This window comes from Pectobacterium sp. CFBP8739, assembly GCF_013449375.1.
In the GTDB taxonomy this organism is placed as follows: Bacteria; Pseudomonadota; Gammaproteobacteria; order Enterobacterales; family Enterobacteriaceae; genus Pectobacterium.
This window is the reverse complement of the sequence record NZ_JACDRR010000034.1, coordinates 1-17,736: the sequence shown is the minus strand read 5'-3', so window position 1 is coordinate 17,736 and position 17,736 is coordinate 1. Positions and strand designations below refer to the sequence as shown.

The 17,736-nt window shown below is 56.1% G+C and carries 14 protein-coding genes; 10 read left to right on the top strand and 4 right to left on the bottom strand.

All coding sequences use genetic code 11. The features are described from left to right. Nucleotides 1–186: 186 nt before the first annotated feature. The 3 genes from H0247_RS18880 to ygiD all read left to right on the top strand — a co-directional run bounded on the left by H0247_RS18880 (nt 187) and on the right by ygiD (nt 1,685). A complete protein-coding gene (locus tag H0247_RS18880) occupies nt 187–441 on the top strand; it encodes a type II toxin-antitoxin system Phd/YefM family antitoxin (RefSeq protein ID WP_180743904.1) in 255 nt (84 codons plus the stop codon). Beyond that, nucleotides 431–718, top strand: a complete 288-nt coding sequence (locus H0247_RS18875; protein ID WP_180743903.1) for a type II toxin-antitoxin system RelE/ParE family toxin — start codon at nt 431–433, stop codon at nt 716–718. The genes H0247_RS18880 and H0247_RS18875 overlap by 11 nt, the downstream gene beginning before the upstream one ends. A 178-nt stretch (nt 719–896) precedes the next feature. Further along, nucleotides 897–1,685, top strand: a complete 789-nt coding sequence (gene ygiD, locus H0247_RS18870; RefSeq protein ID WP_180743902.1) for a 4,5-DOPA dioxygenase extradiol — start codon at nt 897–899, stop codon at nt 1,683–1,685. Nucleotides 1,686–1,747: 62 nt separating this feature from the next. Here the strand turns inward: ygiD and H0247_RS18865 are convergent, their stop codons facing one another. Continuing rightward, nucleotides 1,748–2,908, bottom strand: coding sequence for a glutathionylspermidine synthase family protein (locus H0247_RS18865; RefSeq protein ID WP_180743901.1), 1,161 nt, complete (start codon nt 2,906–2,908; stop codon nt 1,748–1,750). A gap of 10 nt (nt 2,909–2,918) precedes the next feature. Beyond that, nucleotides 2,919–3,593, bottom strand: coding sequence for a DUF1190 family protein (locus H0247_RS18860; RefSeq protein ID WP_180743900.1), 675 nt, complete (start codon nt 3,591–3,593; stop codon nt 2,919–2,921). A gap of 737 nt (nt 3,594–4,330) precedes the next feature. Here H0247_RS18860 and H0247_RS18855 point away from each other — a divergent pair. The 5 genes from H0247_RS18855 (at nt 4,331) to H0247_RS18835 (ending at nt 11,762) form a co-directional block, all read left to right on the top strand. Further along, nucleotides 4,331–4,849, top strand: a complete 519-nt coding sequence (locus H0247_RS18855; protein ID WP_180743899.1) for an Hcp family type VI secretion system effector — start codon at nt 4,331–4,333, stop codon at nt 4,847–4,849. A 120-nt stretch (nt 4,850–4,969) separates the two neighbouring features. Further along, nucleotides 4,970–6,799, top strand: coding sequence for a type VI secretion system tip protein VgrG (locus tag H0247_RS18850; protein ID WP_180743898.1), 1,830 nt, complete (start codon nt 4,970–4,972; stop codon nt 6,797–6,799). A gap of 28 nt (nt 6,800–6,827) precedes the next feature. Further along, entirely contained in the window at nt 6,828–7,271 is a 444-nt protein-coding gene (locus H0247_RS18845; protein ID WP_180743897.1) for a DUF1795 domain-containing protein, read from the top strand. Next, nucleotides 7,264–11,556 carry an RHS repeat-associated core domain-containing protein gene (locus tag H0247_RS18840; RefSeq protein WP_255434034.1) on the top strand — a complete coding sequence of 1,431 codons (4,293 nt, stop codon included), beginning with the start codon at nt 7,264–7,266 and terminating at the stop codon, nt 11,554–11,556. Before H0247_RS18845 ends, H0247_RS18840 begins: the two co-directional genes overlap by 8 nt. An 8-nt stretch (nt 11,557–11,564) precedes the next feature. Then, a complete protein-coding gene (locus tag H0247_RS18835; protein WP_180743896.1) occupies nt 11,565–11,762 on the top strand; it encodes a hypothetical protein in 198 nt (65 codons plus the stop codon). 70 nt (nt 11,763–11,832) lie between these two features. On the opposite strand, the gene H0247_RS18830 is transcribed toward H0247_RS18835, so the two are convergent. After that, nucleotides 11,833–12,171 (bottom strand): SymE family type I addiction module toxin, encoded by a 339-nt coding sequence (locus tag H0247_RS18830; RefSeq protein ID WP_180743895.1) that lies wholly within the window; start codon nt 12,169–12,171, stop codon nt 11,833–11,835. 74 nt (nt 12,172–12,245) lie between these two features. Then, complete coding sequence (locus tag H0247_RS18825; protein WP_255434033.1) at nt 12,246–12,677, bottom strand: helix-turn-helix domain-containing protein; 432 nt, start codon at nt 12,675–12,677, stop codon at nt 12,246–12,248. Nucleotides 12,678–12,789: 112 nt separating this feature from the next. Between H0247_RS18825 and H0247_RS18820 the strand changes: the two genes are divergently transcribed. Both H0247_RS18820 and xerC read left to right on the top strand, forming a co-directional pair. After that, nucleotides 12,790–15,708 carry a CHC2 zinc finger domain-containing protein gene (locus tag H0247_RS18820; protein WP_180743894.1) on the top strand — a complete coding sequence of 973 codons (2,919 nt, stop codon included), beginning with the start codon at nt 12,790–12,792 and terminating at the stop codon, nt 15,706–15,708. 45 nt (nt 15,709–15,753) lie between these two features. After that, nucleotides 15,754–16,824 (top strand): site-specific tyrosine recombinase XerC, encoded by a 1,071-nt coding sequence (gene xerC / locus H0247_RS18815; RefSeq protein ID WP_180743893.1) that lies wholly within the window; start codon nt 15,754–15,756, stop codon nt 16,822–16,824. Nucleotides 16,825–17,736 lie beyond the last annotated feature (912 nt).

The window sequence follows — 17,736 nt, the reverse complement described above, 5'->3', positions numbered from 1 at the left end:
ACGCCCTTCATCATGAAACCCCGCTTCGGCGTACCCGATCGCCCCAACTCGGTTTTTTACGTGAAGAAGGAGGAAAGCGTGCGAGCAGGAAATAATGACGATAAGACACGACAAATAGCACTTTTAAAAGTGCTATTATTAGAGGGTTTAGTCGTCTTTAACTAATCTGATTGAGTGATCGAAATTATGGCTTTCAACATCTTAACTAACACAGCGGCCAGCATTACTGAGCTGAAACGTGACCCGATGGGGACAGTGCGGTCTGCTGAAGGTGAAACTATCGCTATACTGAACCGGAATGAGCCTGCGTTTTATTGTGTGCCTCCTGCCATGTTCGCTTATTTAATGGAATTGGCTGAAGATGCAGAACTGGGGCGTACTGTTGATGATCGTATGTCAGAGTTAGCTGACGCGGAAGAGATTTCGCTCGATGACCTATAAGTTAAAATTTGTGCCTTCTGCAATGAAGGAATGGAAAAAATTAGGGCATCCTGTCAGGGAACAATTCAAGAAAAAGCTAGCTGAGCGTTTAGAAAATCCTCGTGTTCCTTCAGCCCAGCTTCATGGTCGTAAAGATCAGTATAAAATTAAACTGAAGCCTGCTGGTTACAGGCTGGTGTATTTGGTCCAGGATGAAACCATTACGGTGATGGTCATGGGAGTTGGAAAGCGCGAAGGTAGTCAGGTTTACTCTGATACTAAAGGTCGCTCTGCTTAATCTGGTTTTTTGCGAGTTATCTATTCCTCGTCGGCAGCTTTTCTTGCCGTGTAATACCTTTCAAATTAATTGATGTTCTCCATCACATAACTCTGACTTTTTCTGTGTCATAAAGCGCGTAAAGTAAGGCCATCGCGTGCAGTTGCACGCTCGCTGACATCTTTCTGAGGATATGACCATGAACAACACTTCCCGGATGCCTGCACTGTTCCTCGGCCACGGTAGCCCGATGAACGTGTTGGAAAACAATGTGTATACGCAGGCGTGGCAAACGTTGGGTGAGACGTTGCCGCGTCCGAAGGCGATTATTGCCGTTTCTGCCCACTGGTATACCCGTGGCACCGCCGTAACGGCGATGGAAAAACCTCGCACCATCCATGATTTTGGCGGTTTCCCGCAGGCGCTGTTTGATACCCAGTATCCAGCACCCGGCTCACCTGAATTGGCGGCGAGAATCCAGCAAGTGCTGGCGCCGTATCCCGTGACAGCCGACCAAAGCCAATGGGGTTTGGATCACGGGTCTTGGGGCGTGCTGATCAAGATGTATCCTGATGCAGATATTCCCGTTGTGCAACTGAGCGTGGACGGCACACAGCCTGCTGCGTACCACTACGAATTAGGGCGCAAGCTGGCGGCACTGCGTGATGAAGGCTTCATGATTGTGGCGAGTGGCAACGTCGTGCATAACCTGCGGATGGTGAAATGGGACGGCGACGCGGAGCCGTATCCATGGGCCATTTCGTTCAATCAATTTGTGCGTGATAACCTGACTTATCAGGGGGATGACCATCCGTTGGTTAATTTCATGCAGCATGAAGGTGCCGCATTATCTAACCCGACGCCCGATCACTATTTCCCGCTGCTCTATGTGCTGGGAAGCTGGGACGGCAAAGAGCCCGTGAGTATTCCTGTCGATGGGCTCGAAATGGGATCGTTGAGTATGCTGTCAGTGCAGGTGGGCGGCTAAGCGTTCAGTTCATATGAAAAAGGCACGGTTCTCACCGTGCCTTATGACTCTCAATTTGATGCTTAATCCAGAATGGTGTGCGGATAAAAACGCGAGAGATCCTGAGTGATCAGAGCGCGATCTTCACGTACGCCGATACCGCAAGGTTGATCGTTTACCAGCCAGCTACCAATCAGCGTGTAGCTATCGCCAAATTTCGGCAAAGGGTGATATTGCTGGACGATCATGCCTTCTTCGCCGTAAGGGCCATCGGCTGACGCAATCTCTTTCCCGTTTTCGACGATCTGGATGTTCGCCCCTTCACGTGAAAACAGTGGTTTAATGACGTAGCTGTCTAGTTCCGGGTGTTCATCTTCCGCGAAATAGGCAGGAAGCAGGTTGGGGTGGTCTGGGAACATTTCCCACAGCATCGGCAGTAGCGCTTTGTTGGAAATGATGCTTTTCCAGGCGGGCTCCAGCCAGCGCACGCCAGCATCTTCCAGTTTGGTAGAGAACATCTCGCGCAGCATAAACTCCCACGGATACAGCTTGAACAGGTTACCAATCACCTGATCTTTAGGATCGGTAAACTGGCCTTTCTCTCCGAGGCCAATTTCCTCAATGTACAGAAACTCGCTCGGCAGACCGGCTTCCAGCGCGCAATCTTGAAGGTACTGTACCGTGCCGCGATCTTCTTCCGTATCCTGACAGCAGGCGAAGTGCAGCAGGCCGAAGCCGTGATTGAGTTTTAGCTCTTCAAAGCGTTCGATCAGCTTTTCCTGAATGCTGTTGTACTGGTCAGAATTCTGCGGCAGATTCCCAGCGTTGATTTGATCTTCCAGCCAGAGCCATTGGAAAAAGGCGGCTTCGTACAGCGACGTCGGCGTATCCGCATTATTTTCCAGCAGCTTGGCTGGCGACTTGCCGTCATACGCCAGATCGAGGCGTGAATACAGCGAAGGCTGATTGGTACGCCATGAGTGTCTCACGAATTCCCAGGTGTGCTTGGGAATACGGAATTTAGCGAGCAGCGCGTCGCTATTGATGACTTTCTCCACCACCTGCAGGCACATCTGGTGCAACTCCGCCGTGGTTTCTTCCAGTTCTTCGATCTGAGCAAGGGTAAACTGGTAGTAAGCCTCTTCACTCCAGTAGGGCTCGCCGTACATGGTGTGGAAACGAAAACCAAACTCGGTCGCTTTTGCCTGCCAGTCAGGACGCGCTGTAATATCTATCCGCTTCATTCAATACGCCTCAGCCGCCCATACTGCGGGAAGCACTGGAACTTGAACTGGCGCTGCTGCGCTGCATGCTGTTTTGCTTCGCGACGGTTTCACCAAAACCACCGCGCGTGATGGTGGAGGTCGTTGCAGGCTTCGGCGCCAGTGCGGTTTTTGGCACGGTCATCGTGCGGCCTGTTGTCGCGTTGCCGTAGTTTTTACCCGCAGCATCAACGAACTGACCATTAGCTGGGCTAGCTGGCGTTTTTGGACTGAACAGCGGCTGTTGTGCGAAACCGGCACCGCCGCCCATCATGCGACCCATCATGTAGCCGGCCATCAATGGCATCCAAGACATACCGCCGCCCTGCTGAGATTCTGCGGCCATACCAGCCTGTGCTGGGGCTGGTGTTTGAGTACACTGCGCTTCGCCGAATTCCGCTACGCAATCTTCTTTCGTTGCGTATTTTGGTGCCGTTTTTTCCGCTTCTTTTAACGCATTATTGTACGCAGTGGTGCACTGGGCTGCCATTGACGGGTTAGCTGACGAACAGTCATCTGCATTCTGATAGAGAGAGACGGTTTCATCGGTTTGTTCACAGCCCGCGAGGAAAAATACGGCGCTGACGGCCAACGCGACAGGTGCCAGACGGTGCGTTCGCCACTCCTTGCGGAACATTTCCTGATTAATATTTTTTGTACGTTTCATCGTGTTTATCCCAGAGCAAAGCATCACGGCTAATAACTAATAAGTGTGCCTAAGAATAGGGGAACGCTGCTTGAATTTAAAGCGGCAATAGGTGTAACGAAGGGGGTCTTTACGTTGCTATACATTCTGTTGTGCAACGTTTCGCTTAATACAGTTCCGTTAATATAAAGTGAACACGTCTTTTGCAATGTGATGACGTTGCGTGGTTCTGCAAAAAACATCGACATAAAAAAGGGTCATCGCAGGTTAGCGTTCCCCAGTAAAATGCGATGAACCTTTATTTTGCCACCCGCTTCCCACACGAGCGGTGGCAATACCAAGTCCGCGCCAACGCCTCTCTTATTCCTCTGCTTTTGTCATCCCATTGCCACAATATCAGTCGGCTAATGATTAGTAGATTTAATTATTTTTGTATTTTTAATCGGTAATAACGTTCAGTTAACAAAAATTAATCGTTAATTTATTCAAAAAAGACGTCAGTCTCTTAGGGATAACAAAAATTTTCAGAACAAATGCACATTCTGCGCAACTTCTTGCTCACTTCCTAGTGGAAATCACTTTTTGCGCAATGGATGCCGTTTTTTCACGAGGTCTGCGCAATTTCTTGCTCAAATTTGACTTAGGGAAAATTTGGATTAAGTGATTATTTAGTAAAAACAATGAGATAAAAATTGGCATGCGGATTGCTATACAGAGCGTGAAGTTACTCATCACGTTCAACAACAAGGAGCAAGACTATGCCAACTCCATGCTATATCAGCATCGAAGGTAAAACGCAGGGCAATATCACCGCAGGGGCCTTCACCTCTGATTCGGTCGGTAACATCTACGTGCAGGGCCACGAAGACGAAATGCTGGTACAGGAATTCAAACACATCGTCACCGTGCCGACCGATCCGCAGTCTGGCCAGCCGTCTGGTCAGCGTGTCCACAAGCCGTTCAAGTTCACCGTTGCGCTGAACAAAGCGGTGCCACTGATGTACAACGCCCTAGCCTCCGGTGAAATGCTGCCGACCGTTACCCTGAAGTGGTATCGCACCTCGGTGGAAGGCAAGCAGGAGCACTTCTTCTCTACCGTGCTAACCGATGCCACCATCGTGGATATCAACTGCCAGATGCCACACTGCCAGGACCCGTCCAAACTGGATTACACCCAGTTAATCGAAGTGTCGCTGGCTTACCGCAAAATCGACTGGGAACACACCGTTGCCGGTACCTCTGGCTCTGATGACTGGCGTGCGCCAGTCGAAGCGTAATCCTTCTGTCTCCAGCCCGGGCTTGTCCCGGGTTTTCTGCGTGCACTGTCCTGAGGTCTGGTTCTCCCAGACCTGAGTACAGACAACACGGTTTTCATCACGGGAAACGAGGAAATAAACGTGGCAAACAGTACAGGATTACAGTTCACGGTAAAGGTCGGTGCATTGCCCGCCTCGACCTTTGCCGTGGTGGATTTTCAACTCAGCGAGGCACTTAACCAGCCGTTTGCCCTGTCGCTGAATCTGGCGAGTGCCTTGCCAGATGTGGATTTTGGTACGGTACTCGACCAACCCTGTGAGCTGCTGGTGTGGTATGAAGGCGAACTCAAGCGCCAGGTCAGCGGCATTATCAGTGCCTTCGCGCAGGGTGACACCGGTTTTCGTCGCACCCGCTATCAGGCAGAAGTACGTCCCGCTCTGTGGCGGCTGGGGCTGCGTACCAACGCCCGCATTTTTCAGGCGCAAAAACCGGAAGCGATTATCGGTACGTTGCTGGAAGAGGCGGGTATCACCGATTACGCCTTTGCACTGCGTCACGACCACGCCCCGCGCGAATACTGCGTACAGTATCGTGAGAGTGATTTGGCGTTTATCACCCGTCTGGCAGCGGAAGAAGGGCTGTACTTCTTCCATGAGTTTGAAGAAGGAAAACACCGCGTCGTCTTTGCGGATGATGCCGGGGCGCTCAGCAAAGGCCCAGAGCTGTTCTTCAACCTCGCCACACAGGGGCTGAGTGAAGGCGAATATGTCCGCCGTTTCCGCTACGCCGAAGCCGTCAGTACCGCAGAAGTCGCACTCAAGGATTACAGCTTCAAAACCCCAGCCTACGGCCTGCTGCACAGCAGGATGAGCGGCGAGCTGGCGCACCAGCGCGAAAGCTATCAGCACTATGACTACCCCGGGCGCTTTAAACAAGACCCGAGCGGCAAGGCCTTTACCGGCTACCGGCTGGATGCGTTACGCGCGGGAGCGATGACTGGCTCCGGCGAATCCAATGCCGCGATGTTGATGCCCGGCAGCAGCTTTACCTTAACTGAACACCCCAATCCGACGCTGAATAGTGGCTGGCAACTGATTGCCATCACCCACAGCGGGCAGCAGCCGCAGGCGCTGGAAGAAGAAAGCGGTGGTGAACCGACCACCTACAGCAACAGCTTCGAGGTGATTAGTGCCAAAAGCACCTGGCGTGCCGACCTGCCGTACAAACCGATGGTCGATGGTCCGCAGATTGCCACCGTGGTCGGCCCCGCGGGTGAGGAAATCTACTGCGACGAATACGGGCGCATCAAACTGCAATTCCCGTGGGACCGCTACGGCTCCAGCGATGACCAGAGCTCCTGCTGGGTACGCGTCAGTCAGGGCTGGGCGGGCGGTCAGTACGGCCTGATAGCCATCCCACGCATCGGCCATGAGGTGATTGTCAGCTTTCTTGAAGGCGACCCTGATCAGCCTATCGTGACGGGCAGAACCTTTCATGCCACCAACCCCTCGCCGTACCCGCTGCCCGCGAATAAGACACGCACCTCGCTGCGTACCTCAACGCACAAGGGGGCGGGCTTCAATGAGCTGCGTTTTGAAGACCAGGCCGGTCAGGAAGAGGTGTTTATCCATGCCCAAAAAGACATGAACACCGTGGTGTTGAATAACCGTAGTACGACGGTGATCTCTGACCACACCGAAAGCGTCGGGGGGAATCAGACGGTATCGGTGGAGAAAGACCAGTCCACTGAAATTCAGGGGCAGCAAACTGTCGCCGTAACCAAAAACCGCAGCACGATCGTGGATGACAACGACAGCCTTCAGGTGAAAAACAACATTGCCATCCAGTCACAGAAGGGGGGCATCCTGATAGCCACGGACAAGGGGTTTATTGGTATCGGCGCGGACGGGGTTATCAACATCAAGGGTACCCACATTGTCATCAATGGCCAGCAAATTGACCTGAATTAAATAACAAGAACAACAAGGACACGTGAACATGTATCAGATGAACGAAGGCACGCTCGCCATTCCTGCGCAGTGGCGCGATGAATCCCTGCACGTTTTTGTCTTGCCGGATGAAACCACTAACTTGGTGGTTAACCGCACCCCGACCGAACCCGGTCAAACGCCAGATGGGGTGTATCAGAAAACGCTGGAGCAGTTTTCTACCCATCTCACTGGTTATCAAGAAGTGCAATCCTGGGAACTCACACTGTCAGGCGCGCCCGCCCCAGCGCTGGAGTACACCTGGCAGTCACCGGAAGGCCAGATGCATCAAGTAGTGGTAATGCAGGTACGTGGCAACCTGCTGCTGACGTTCACTATTACCGCCGCTGACGTGCTGAGTGATGCCCGCAAAGCCGAACTGCTGGCGGTGATTGAGACCTTTGAATCTACTGAGTCTGCCACATCGGAGGGAATGGAGGGCAGCGATGCGTGATGACATTCTGGCGCGTATTGCGCGTGTCGGTGCCATGCACGCAGGCAACCGGCCCACGCTACCGCCCGATTTACCGACACCCGGCAGCGGCTTGCCGCCGACCTCACCGGGCAAGCCTATCAAACACAGCAGCTTTCTGGGGGCACTGCTCGGTGCCGTTGCTGGGGCGCTGGTCGCCGCAGCGGTCGCGGCGGTGGCCGTTGCTCTGGTGGGCGTCACTGGTGGGCTGGCGATTGCCGTGGTCGGTGGGTTGGCGGTACTGGGGGTGGGAAGCCTGATATCGGCGGTGAGTGGTCGGGTATCCGCCATGGTGGACAGTGCCTCACCACCTGCGGGGAACGTGGACAGCGGTTCACCGAATGTTTTTGTTGAAGGCAATAAAGTATCCCGTGCGAAAGTTGATGCTGTTCTGTGTACCAAACACAACGGTCCGCAACTGATTGCGCAGGGCAGCGAAACCGTCTTCGTGAACGGTCATCCGGCGGCGCGGATTGGTGATAAAACTGTGTGTGGTGCCACCATCAAGGATGGGGCATCGACGGTGTTCTTTGGCTCCGGTCAGGCTACCGTACTGGAGGTACAGGACGAGTTCAGCGGCTGGCAGAAAGCGATGCTGATTGCGGTAGAATTTCTGGTGCCGCCGACCCGCGGCCTGTTTCGCGGGCTGGGGAAGCTATTCTTTCGCGGCCCCAAAGCGGTGATGAAAGGGCTGGGCGCTGGGGCACTCTGGGCGGGTAAGCGCCTCAGGCAAAAGACACGCTGCGCCACCCGTGCATTTAAGGCAAGCAAGGGTCGGGCGCGATATAAAGAAGCAGCCAAAGCCTTCAAGAAAGACCCGGTGTATATCGCCAGCGGTGAAGTAATTGAAAGCCGCACCGATATCGAGCTGGGCCAGACTCTCCCGCTGGTATTCGAACGCACTTACCGTACCGCCTCTTCATATGTAGGATTAGTAGGCCATGGCTGGCAGGATAGCTGGAGTGAGGTCGCTACCGTCAGTCAGGATGAAGGCGACACACATGTCACTATCACGCTGGCACAGGGCTATGACATTGATTTCACCTTCGGGCTCGGTTCCACCGTGGTGTACTGCGCCGAATACCCCGAATTCAAGCTGCTGCGGCGGCATAACGGTTTTCATCTCTGGCACCGCGACAGCCAGACCTGGCGGGCCTTTACCGCCAAACAAGATGACCAGTTGCTGTTGTCAACCATCACCGACAACCACCAGAATCGAATCGACTTTCTCCGCGACCCCAAAGGCTATCTGCGCAAGGTGCGGCACAGCGACGGCATCGAGCTGTTGCTGGTGTGGCAGGGGGAATTCCTGCGCCAGATACAGCGTATCGATGGCGGCCAGAAAACCGTGCTGGCCGAATACCGGCAGGATGAGCAAGGCCGACTGGTCGAGACGGATGCCGCTCATGCCTATCACCTGTTCTACGAATATGACAACCATCATCGTCTGACGCGCTGGCACGACAACGACAAGACCTGGGCGCGTTATGAGTATGACCATCAAGGCAGGTGCATCTACACCACCTGTGCCGACGGCTACCTGACGGCGAAGTTTGAGTACCTGGCCGACCGTGTGGTGATGACTGACGGGCTAGGCCAACGCAGTGAATATGGCTTCAATGACCTGCACCTGATGGCGTGGGAAAAGTCCCTGCTCGGTCATATCACCCGTTATGAATACGACGATGTGGGCAACCTGCTGCGGGAAATCTCCCCGGCGGGCCGGGTGGTGGAATTTGCCTATCTGGATGATACCGGGCTGGTCAGCACCTTCACCGACGGCAGCGGCCACCAATGGCAGTACGCCTACGACGACCATGAGCGGCTTATCGGTATTACTGACCCACTCGGGCGCAACTGGGCATGGCAGTACGACAGCAAGGGCAACCCGCAGAGCCTGACCGGGCCGGACAACAGCGAAGTACGCTTTGCCTGGAACCGCTACGGCCTGCTGACCGAGGTCAGTGACCAGAACGGTCAGGTACAGGCCAGCCTGTTTTACGACCACCGCCAGCGCCTGCTGAGCGCCACGGATGCGGAGTCCCGTACCCAGCAACTACGTTATGACCCGCAGGACCGACTGACCACCTGGACGCGCCCGGATGGCTCAACCTATCGGCTGGGTTATCGCCGTGCAAGTTGGAAGCTACCGGAGCAACTGCTGCGCCCGGACGATAAGCAAGAGCAGAGCCAGTACGATAAACACAACAACCTGCTGAACTATACCGACGGCAACGGTGCGGTGTGGCGACAAACCTACGGCGCGTTTGATTTGCTGACATCACGTACCGATGCGGCAGGTCGCACCTGGCAGTACGAGTACGACAAAGAAAGCCAGCAGCTTGTCTGCGTGATTGCCCCTGATGGCAACCGCTGGCAGTGGTGGCTGGATGCAGACGGACGTGTCATACGTGAACGCGACATGGCGGGCACCGAAACCCACTACGGCTATGACGAAGACGGCAACTGCATCACCGTTCGCAATGGTGAAGGAGAAACCCGCCACTTCCTGTACGACGGGCGCGGATTGCTGATAAAAGAAACGGCACCAGACGATATACTGCACTATCGCTACGATGCGGCAGGCAGGTTGATGGAAGTGGCATCTACCACCAGTCATATCCAGCTTGAGTATGACGAGCGTGACCGGGTGGTGCAGGAGCGGAACAGCGGTTCGGTCATCCGACGTCGCTATCAGGAGGCATCGCACACCGTGTCCCGCAGCCTGTTCTGGGAAGGTGAGGAAGACAGCGCGGTACTGACCAGTTCCTTCTGCTATAGCGCGACGGGCGAACTGCGCCAGATACAGTTACCGGACGGCGCGGAACTGACGCTGGCTTATGATGCTGCTGGACGTGAATCTACTCGACAGAGCAAGGGCGGTTTTACGCAGCAGCGCGAATACGATGTCATGGGCTGGCTGACGCGGGACATGAGCGGTCAGACGGTGGACGGTCGCCTGCAACCCACCCAGACCCGTGAATACCTCTACGACGGTGCAGGAAACCTGACCGGCACCCGGCGTAACCGTGAGGCGGCAGGCTATCAACTCGATGCTAGCGGGCGGGTACTGTCGGTACTGAGTGGCGGCGCGGGGCGCACTGTTAACACCGAAGAACAATACCGCTACACCCGTAACGGGCTGCCACAGGACGCGACAAGGCTGACCGACTGGCAGGCCGGACGACTGACCCAACAGGACAACACTCACTACCAGTACGACAAGGCCGGAAGGCTGATACGCAAGCAGGTGGTACAGCCGGGCTACCGACCACAGGTGTGGCGCTACCGCTGGGACTGTCGCAATCAGCTCAGAGCCGTGGACACGCCGAGCGGCGAGCGCTGGTTCTACCGCTACGACCCATTCGGGCGACGCATCGGCAAACGCTGCGACCAAAAAGCTGAAGACATTCGCTACCTGTGGGATGGCGACCAGATAGCCGAGGTACGGCACTATCGCGATAACCAGCTTATCAGCCGCCGCCACTGGGTACATAACGGCTGGGAATTGCTGGTTCAGCAACGCCAAAATACAGACGGCAGTTGGGAAACGGACTTTGTCACCAGCGGCCATAACGGCGAACCGCAGGCAGTCTTTAATACGCAAGGCGAACTTCGCTGGCAGGCTCCACGCACCAATTTATGGGGCCAGCGGTATACAGATAATACTGAAAATCTCGATCCGGGACTGGCCTTTGCCGGGCAATACCGTGACGCGGAAAGCGGGCTATGTTATAACCGTTTTCGGTACTACGACCCAAGTGGTGGGTGCTACGTCTCGCCCGACCCGATAGGGATAGCGGGGGGGGAGAGTAATTATGGGTATGTGCCAAATCCTGTCTGCTGGATCGATCCGCTGGGGTTGTCCAGATGTAGTCCCGGTACTGCATCTGGAAAAGGTAGCCGAATAGAAGGAAGGTGGTTACGTGGAAGTCATGGAAATGCTGGCTTATTTCCATCCTCAGTAGCAGATAAATTGCGCGGAAGGACATTCAAGTCATTCGATGATTTTAGAGAAAATGTTTGGAAAGAAGTTGGCAATGATCCTCATTTAGCTCAACAGTTTAGTCCTTCAAACATTACCAGAATGAAAGGTGGTAAAGCTCCAATAGCTCATAATTCACAGTGGAACGGAAAAAATAGATCTTACGTTCTACATCATCGTACACCAATCCAGCATGGTGGTGGCGTTTATGATATTGATAATATAATAATTACCACTCCTCGATATCATCTGGACATATTGGATCGGGCATATCATTTTTGAGGTTGAATATGAAAAGAGAAGAGCTTATAGAATTGATAAAAAAGATCCAGCTTAGTGAAGGAACAGAAGAAGAGTCTGATAAAGATATTGACTTTCTTTGTCGTAAAGTTGCTGATCCTCAAGCTGCAAATTATATTTTCTACGATGATCTAAGCGCTGAAGAAATAGCTGATAAAATATTAGACTATAAGCCGATACAGCTTTAATAATAAAAAGCCGGAAGCGATCGCAACGATCCTTCCGGCTTTATTTTATCTGCTGCTCAGTGGCGGTCATTTACCGCCCGTTCTCCATCCCTGCCAGATTAAGCCCACCCGGAAACCCTCTTAACCACTGTGCCACCGCCTGTTCATCGAACGCGGCGACACTGAGCGCGTGCAGGTCTTGCCACAGTGCGCGGATATCCTGCACGGTAATCACAATGCAGCCCGGCATCACGCGCAGCTTCAGCGGCTGCCCGGTGCGGAAGCCGGCTTCCTTCAGCCACTGCCCGGCCATGTTGATGGCGGGGATGTCGTGATTGCCTTTAACCGGTCGATACCCGACGCGGGTAAAGCGCTCGTGTTGCGAGATTTTAAAAACGGTGGTGTCTGGCGTAGAATGCGCGTCAGCCATAGTCAACTCCTTGTTAGTTGGTTGTGGTTAGCGGACTGACGTGTTGCAAGCGCGTCAGTTCCGCGTTAACGGTGTTACTTTGCCAGCGCCTGTAACTGCTTCTTGGTCAGAAAGGCATCCAGCAACTTCTTAATCACTTCCTTATCCTCATCGGGCAACTGCTCAACTTCCTGAAACTGTCGCAATAACTCCCGGTCTTCAAATCTGGCCTTAGCCGCTTCATCCGCCGCGCCTTCCAGCAGGTAATCCCCGGTCACATCCAGCGCATCGGCCAGACGCTTTAACGTGTCCCCACCTGGCCGGGATGTACCGCGCTCAAAGCGGCCAATGTGGGTGTAATGGAGGCCGGCCAGCTTGCCGAGTTCAGACTGTGAAAGTCCTTTTTGCCTGCGCAGGTCACGCAGGCGCTGCGCAAATCCGGTGTCGTTCACGTCTGTCATATCAAGCACCTCAGTCATCATGGCGGTATCAAACAAAGCCATGTTGCCGTAATTATCCGTCATCATCCATGCCTCAGTGCGTTGATATGAACGTTACATGCTTGACATGATAAAGCGTGAAAGCTACCTTATCAAGCATAAATGCTTTATCAGAAATATTTTTATAAGGATATGAGTCATGGCACGCATCCCCGAATCCGAGTTGCAGCACCTGAAAGCCGCCGTGCCATTGGCTGAAGTCGTGCGCTCGCAGGGTCGGCAGGTGTTCAAACGCGGCAAGGACTATGTGGTGCTGTGTCCGTTCCATCAGGAGAAAACCCCGTCTATGGTCATCAGCCCAGAGAAGAACCTCTATCACTGCTTCGGCTGTGATGCAGGCGGCTCGGTGCTGGACTGGGTGATGAAAACCGAGGGGCTAAGCTTGCATCGGGCCGTTGACCGCCTGCGCGGTGAGCTGGGTGCGGTGCCGGCGGCGGCACCGCTGCCACCGGTTACGGATATCGCCGATGAGCAGGAGCGGCAGGCGTTGCTTGGCCGTGTGGTGGAGTTCTATCACCACACGCTGCTGAACGCGCCGGACGCCATCGCGTATCTGGAAAAGCGCCGCCTCAATCATCCCGAGTTAGTGGCGCAGTTCCGCCTGGGGTTCGCCAACCGCACGCTGGGCTACCGTCTGCCGCCGAAGAAGCTCAAAGACGGGGCGGCCATCCGCAGTCAGTTGCAGGCGCTGGGGGTGATGCGTGAGAGTGGCCATGAACATCTGGCGGGGTCGCTCGTGGTGCCGGTTATCGACCTTCACGGTCAGGTGCGGGAGCTGTACGGGCGCAAGGTCAGCCATGAGTTACGCAAAGGCACCCCGCTGCACCTGTATCTGCCGGGGCCGCATGGCGGGGTGTGGAACGAGCCGGCGTTAGTGGCGGGTAAGTCGGTCATCTTATGCGAATCGCTTATCGATGCAATGTCGTTCTGGGTGGCGGGTTACCGTAATGTGACGGCGGCGTATGGGGTCAACGGGTTTACCAATGAGATGCGCCAGGCGTTTATCCGCCACGGCGTGAAACAGGTGCTTATCGCGTTCGATAACGACGCGGCAGGCGATGAAGGCGCGGTGAAACTGGCTTCTGCGTTAGTCGCTGACGGTATCACGCCGTTCCGCGTGGTGTTCCCTGCCGGGATGGATGCGAATGAATACCTGTGTAAAGTCGCGGAGCCGGAAGTGGCGTTCCGTGCGGCGGTAGAAGGCGCAATGGCGATGGGGGAGGCAGTCAGTGCTGAACCTGAATCCGTGCCACAACGGAAAGCCTCACCACAACCCGCCACGACCTTAGCGGCAGGTGTGGAAGCCGTCAAAGCGGCGCAGGCGACCGAGCCGGGCGTCGTCGTTGAAACGCTGGCGAACGGTGAACTTGAAATCACCTTATCCGGTCAGCAGTGGCGCATCCGAGGGTTATCGTCGGTGAAGGCGGGCAGCGGCGTGATGAAGGTGAACGCACAGGTTATCGACACGGCCAGCGGCGTGGTGTTCGCCGACAGCGTGGACATGATGAGTGCGCGGAGCCGTGCAGGTTATGCGCGGTTAGCGGCCGGTGAGCTGGGGTTAGCGGAAAGCGACCTCAAACGCAGCTTAGGCCGTGTACTGCTGGCACTGGAAACCCATCTGAGCCAACCGGAAACCCCTGCTGAAAACGTTCCCGAGCTTGATGACGACGCCAAAGCGGCGGCGCTGGCGTTACTTCGTGACCCGAACCTGATTAGCCGACTGACGGATGACCTGGCCGCCTGTGGCGTGGTGGGCGAGTCCGTTAACTTAGTGGCGGGTTACTTAGCGGCGGTGTCGCGCAAGCTGGACAGGCCGTTAGCGGTGTTAATCCAGTCCTCCAGTGCGGCGGGAAAATCCTCCCTGATGGACGCGGTGCTGAACCTGATACCACCGGAAGAGCGGCTGCAATACTCGGCGATGACCGGCCAGAGCCTGTTCTATCTGGGTGAAACCAACCTGCAACACAAGATACTGGCCATCGCCGAAGAAGAAGGCGTAAGACAAGCCGCCTATGCGCTGAAGCTGTTGCAGAGCGACGGGGAACTGACGATAGCCAGTACGGGCAAGGACGATGCCACAGGCAATCTGGTCACCAAACAGTACACGGTGAAAGGCCCGGTGATGCTGATGCTGACCACCACGGCCATCGACGTGGACGAAGAGCTACTGAACCGTTGCCTTGTCCTCACCGTCAATGAATCCCGCGAACAGACCGAGGCTATCCATGCTCAGCAGCGTAAGGCGCAGACGCTGGAAGGGTTGCTGATGGAGAACGAGAAAGGGTATCTGACGGAGTTACATCAAAATGCCCAGCGGTTACTGAAACCGTTAAAGGTGGTGAACCCGTTCGCGTCACAGCTCACGTTCCTGAGCGACAAAACCCGCACGCGGCGTGACCATATGAAGTACCTCACCCTGATACAGAGCATCGCCCTGCTTCACCAGTACCAGCGGGAGGTGAAGACGGTGGCGCACCGTGGGCAGGTTATCGAGTATATCGAGGTCGAACGGTCGGATATCGTGCTGGCGAATCGGCTCGCGCACGAGATATTAGGCCGGACGCTGGATGAGATGCCGCCGCAGACCCGCAAGCTGTTGCTGCTGATACAGGGGATGGTGAACCAGTTGGCGCATACGCAGAGCAAAAAGCCGGGCGACGTGCGCTTTACCCGACGGGATATCCGCGATGCGACCCAGTGGAGTGACAGCCAGCTTAAGCTGCACTGTCTGCGACTGGCGGAGATGGAGTACCTGCTGGTACACGGCGGCAGCCGGGGACACCTGCTGCAATATGAGCTGCTGTGGGACGGCAGCGTACCGGAAGGCGCGCACCTGTGCGGGTTAATCGAGCCGGAAGTTGATGAAAAAGACGGGTACGACTCACGCAAGTCTGGGTCAGGTGACAGCAAGTCGGGGTCAAGTCTGCCCCAAGTCGGGGCCAAGTCTGGGTCAGTAAAACCGCGCAAAGCCGCAGCCAGTAAGGGTTCGGCTACCGCAAGTCGGGTTAACGGTAAAAGCACTGTTCCGGCACAACATAATAAGCCTGTCGTACCGTAGTTCCCTTATCTGCCGCTCATCCACTCTCACGCAGGACGCGCCGCCATGAGCCAGTCAAAACCACCCAGCCCGGAAGCCCTTTACCTTAGCCGCCAGACGCAGACGCTACGCCAGCACACCGCCGCTTATCTTGAGCACCTGAGCGCCGCCGGCTACAGCCCGCGCACGCATGAAGGTTACCGGGAGCGGCTACTGCCGTTCGTGGCGTGGTGTGAAGACCGGGGCTTGAGCTATGCGCCGCAGATAAGCCTGCCGGTGCTGGAGGGGTATCAGCGCTGGCTGCGAGGTTACCGCAAGGCAGACGGTCATCCGTTAACGGCGGGCAGTCAGCTTGGCCGCCTGACGGCTATCCGGATGCTGTTCCGCTGGCTGCTGACGCGTCACGTTATCCTGTATAACCCGGCGGACATGCTGACGTTGCCGAAAGAGGAAAAGCGGCTGCCGGCGCAGGTGCTGAGCGTGGAAGAAACCGGCGGGGTGTTGCAGTCGGTGGAGAGCGGCACGGTTCTCGGGCTGCGTAACCGGGTGATACTGGAAGTGCTGTGGAGCAGCGGTATCCGGCGGGCGGAGGCGGTCAACCTGATGCTGAGCGATATCGACCTGAGCCGGGGGGTGATGGTGGTGCGTCAGGGCAAGGGCAATAAGGACCGGGTGGTGCCGCTGGGTGAGCGGGCGTGCAAGTGGCTGACGCGCTACCTGAATCATGCGCGACCTGAACTGGCGAAACGGTATGACAGCGGCCACCTGTTTATCAGCCACAAAGGGGCAGGACTGGCACGGGTGACGCTGACGCAGATGGCGGGGAAAGCCATCCGGGAAACAGGGCACCTTGATAAACCGGGAGCCTGTCACCTGTTCCGGCACTCGATGGCGACGCAGATGCTGGAGAACGGCGCGGACACGCGACATATCCAGGCGATACTTGGCCATGAGAAGCTGGAGACGACGCAAATCTACACGCGGGTCGCCATCGGTCACTTGCAGAAAGTGCATGAACAGACCCATCCGGCGGAGCGGAAACAGCGGGCACGGCGTAAAAAGCAGCGGGACGAGCGCAGGCCGGACGCGACACCCAAGCCGGACACCACGCCGCTACCGGACAGCCTGAAAAAGTAGCTCTCTCCCTTCGATATCGCGGTACAGCGCAGGGCAACAGGCGCGCCGTCCGTGGCGCACCTCTTGCCGTGGTCAGCATCGGCGCGCCGGCGGTAAATGCCGCCCGGCCAGCACTCAGCAACAGTGTTCTCTTCCACTCAGTGGCTGGCCGTTCGTCATTCAACATAATGTGGCATTACGCGAAAGCCGCTGAACGCGGCCAACGCGTAACACACATTATGTCGGCGCCGGTTGAGTGATGGGCGCGTTGCGGTCTTCTTCCGCATCGGCGTGCGGCTGGCCGCCGGGGTTGTGCTCCTCAGCACAGCGCGGCGCACAGGGCTGCGCCCTCTGCTGTCGGCATCGTGCCCGTTCTTCGGCTTCCACGGCGTGGCCGCCCTCCCTGGCGGCGCAGGCTCCGTGCCAACTCTCGGCCAACGTCAACCCCAAAGCAGAAGCCGCTCCTTCGTCACGGCGCTGAACGGCTTCACCTCGCCCCCGCCCCAACCCCGCTGCACTGGCTGCGCCCGGCTCGCAGTCGCAGGCTCCTTGCTCGTTCCCGTGCTCGCCATCTCCGCCCCGTGCGGCCCCCGCTGGGGGCCTCCCTGCCAAGGCGTTGTCCTGCGGGCTTCGCCAGCCCGCGCCCGGCAGACGCTTCACCGTCCCACAGGCAAGCTGCGGAACGGCTCGCGCCGCGATAAACCCCGGTTCAACAGCAAACGACTAATGGCAGCGGCTGCCGCCGCTGCTATGATGTGGCGCAGGCAGACAGGGACGTCACAGCATGGCGGTAGCGTGTCCGGGGCTAAAAGTGCGCGTCGGGGTGTTCGGGTTGCGGGCGCGTTAATGTAACCGAAAACGCCGTCTGAAAAGGCCGTTGCTTCAATGGGTTAGGTGCGCTAAAAAGTACGATGAGCACCGGATAATCCCTAT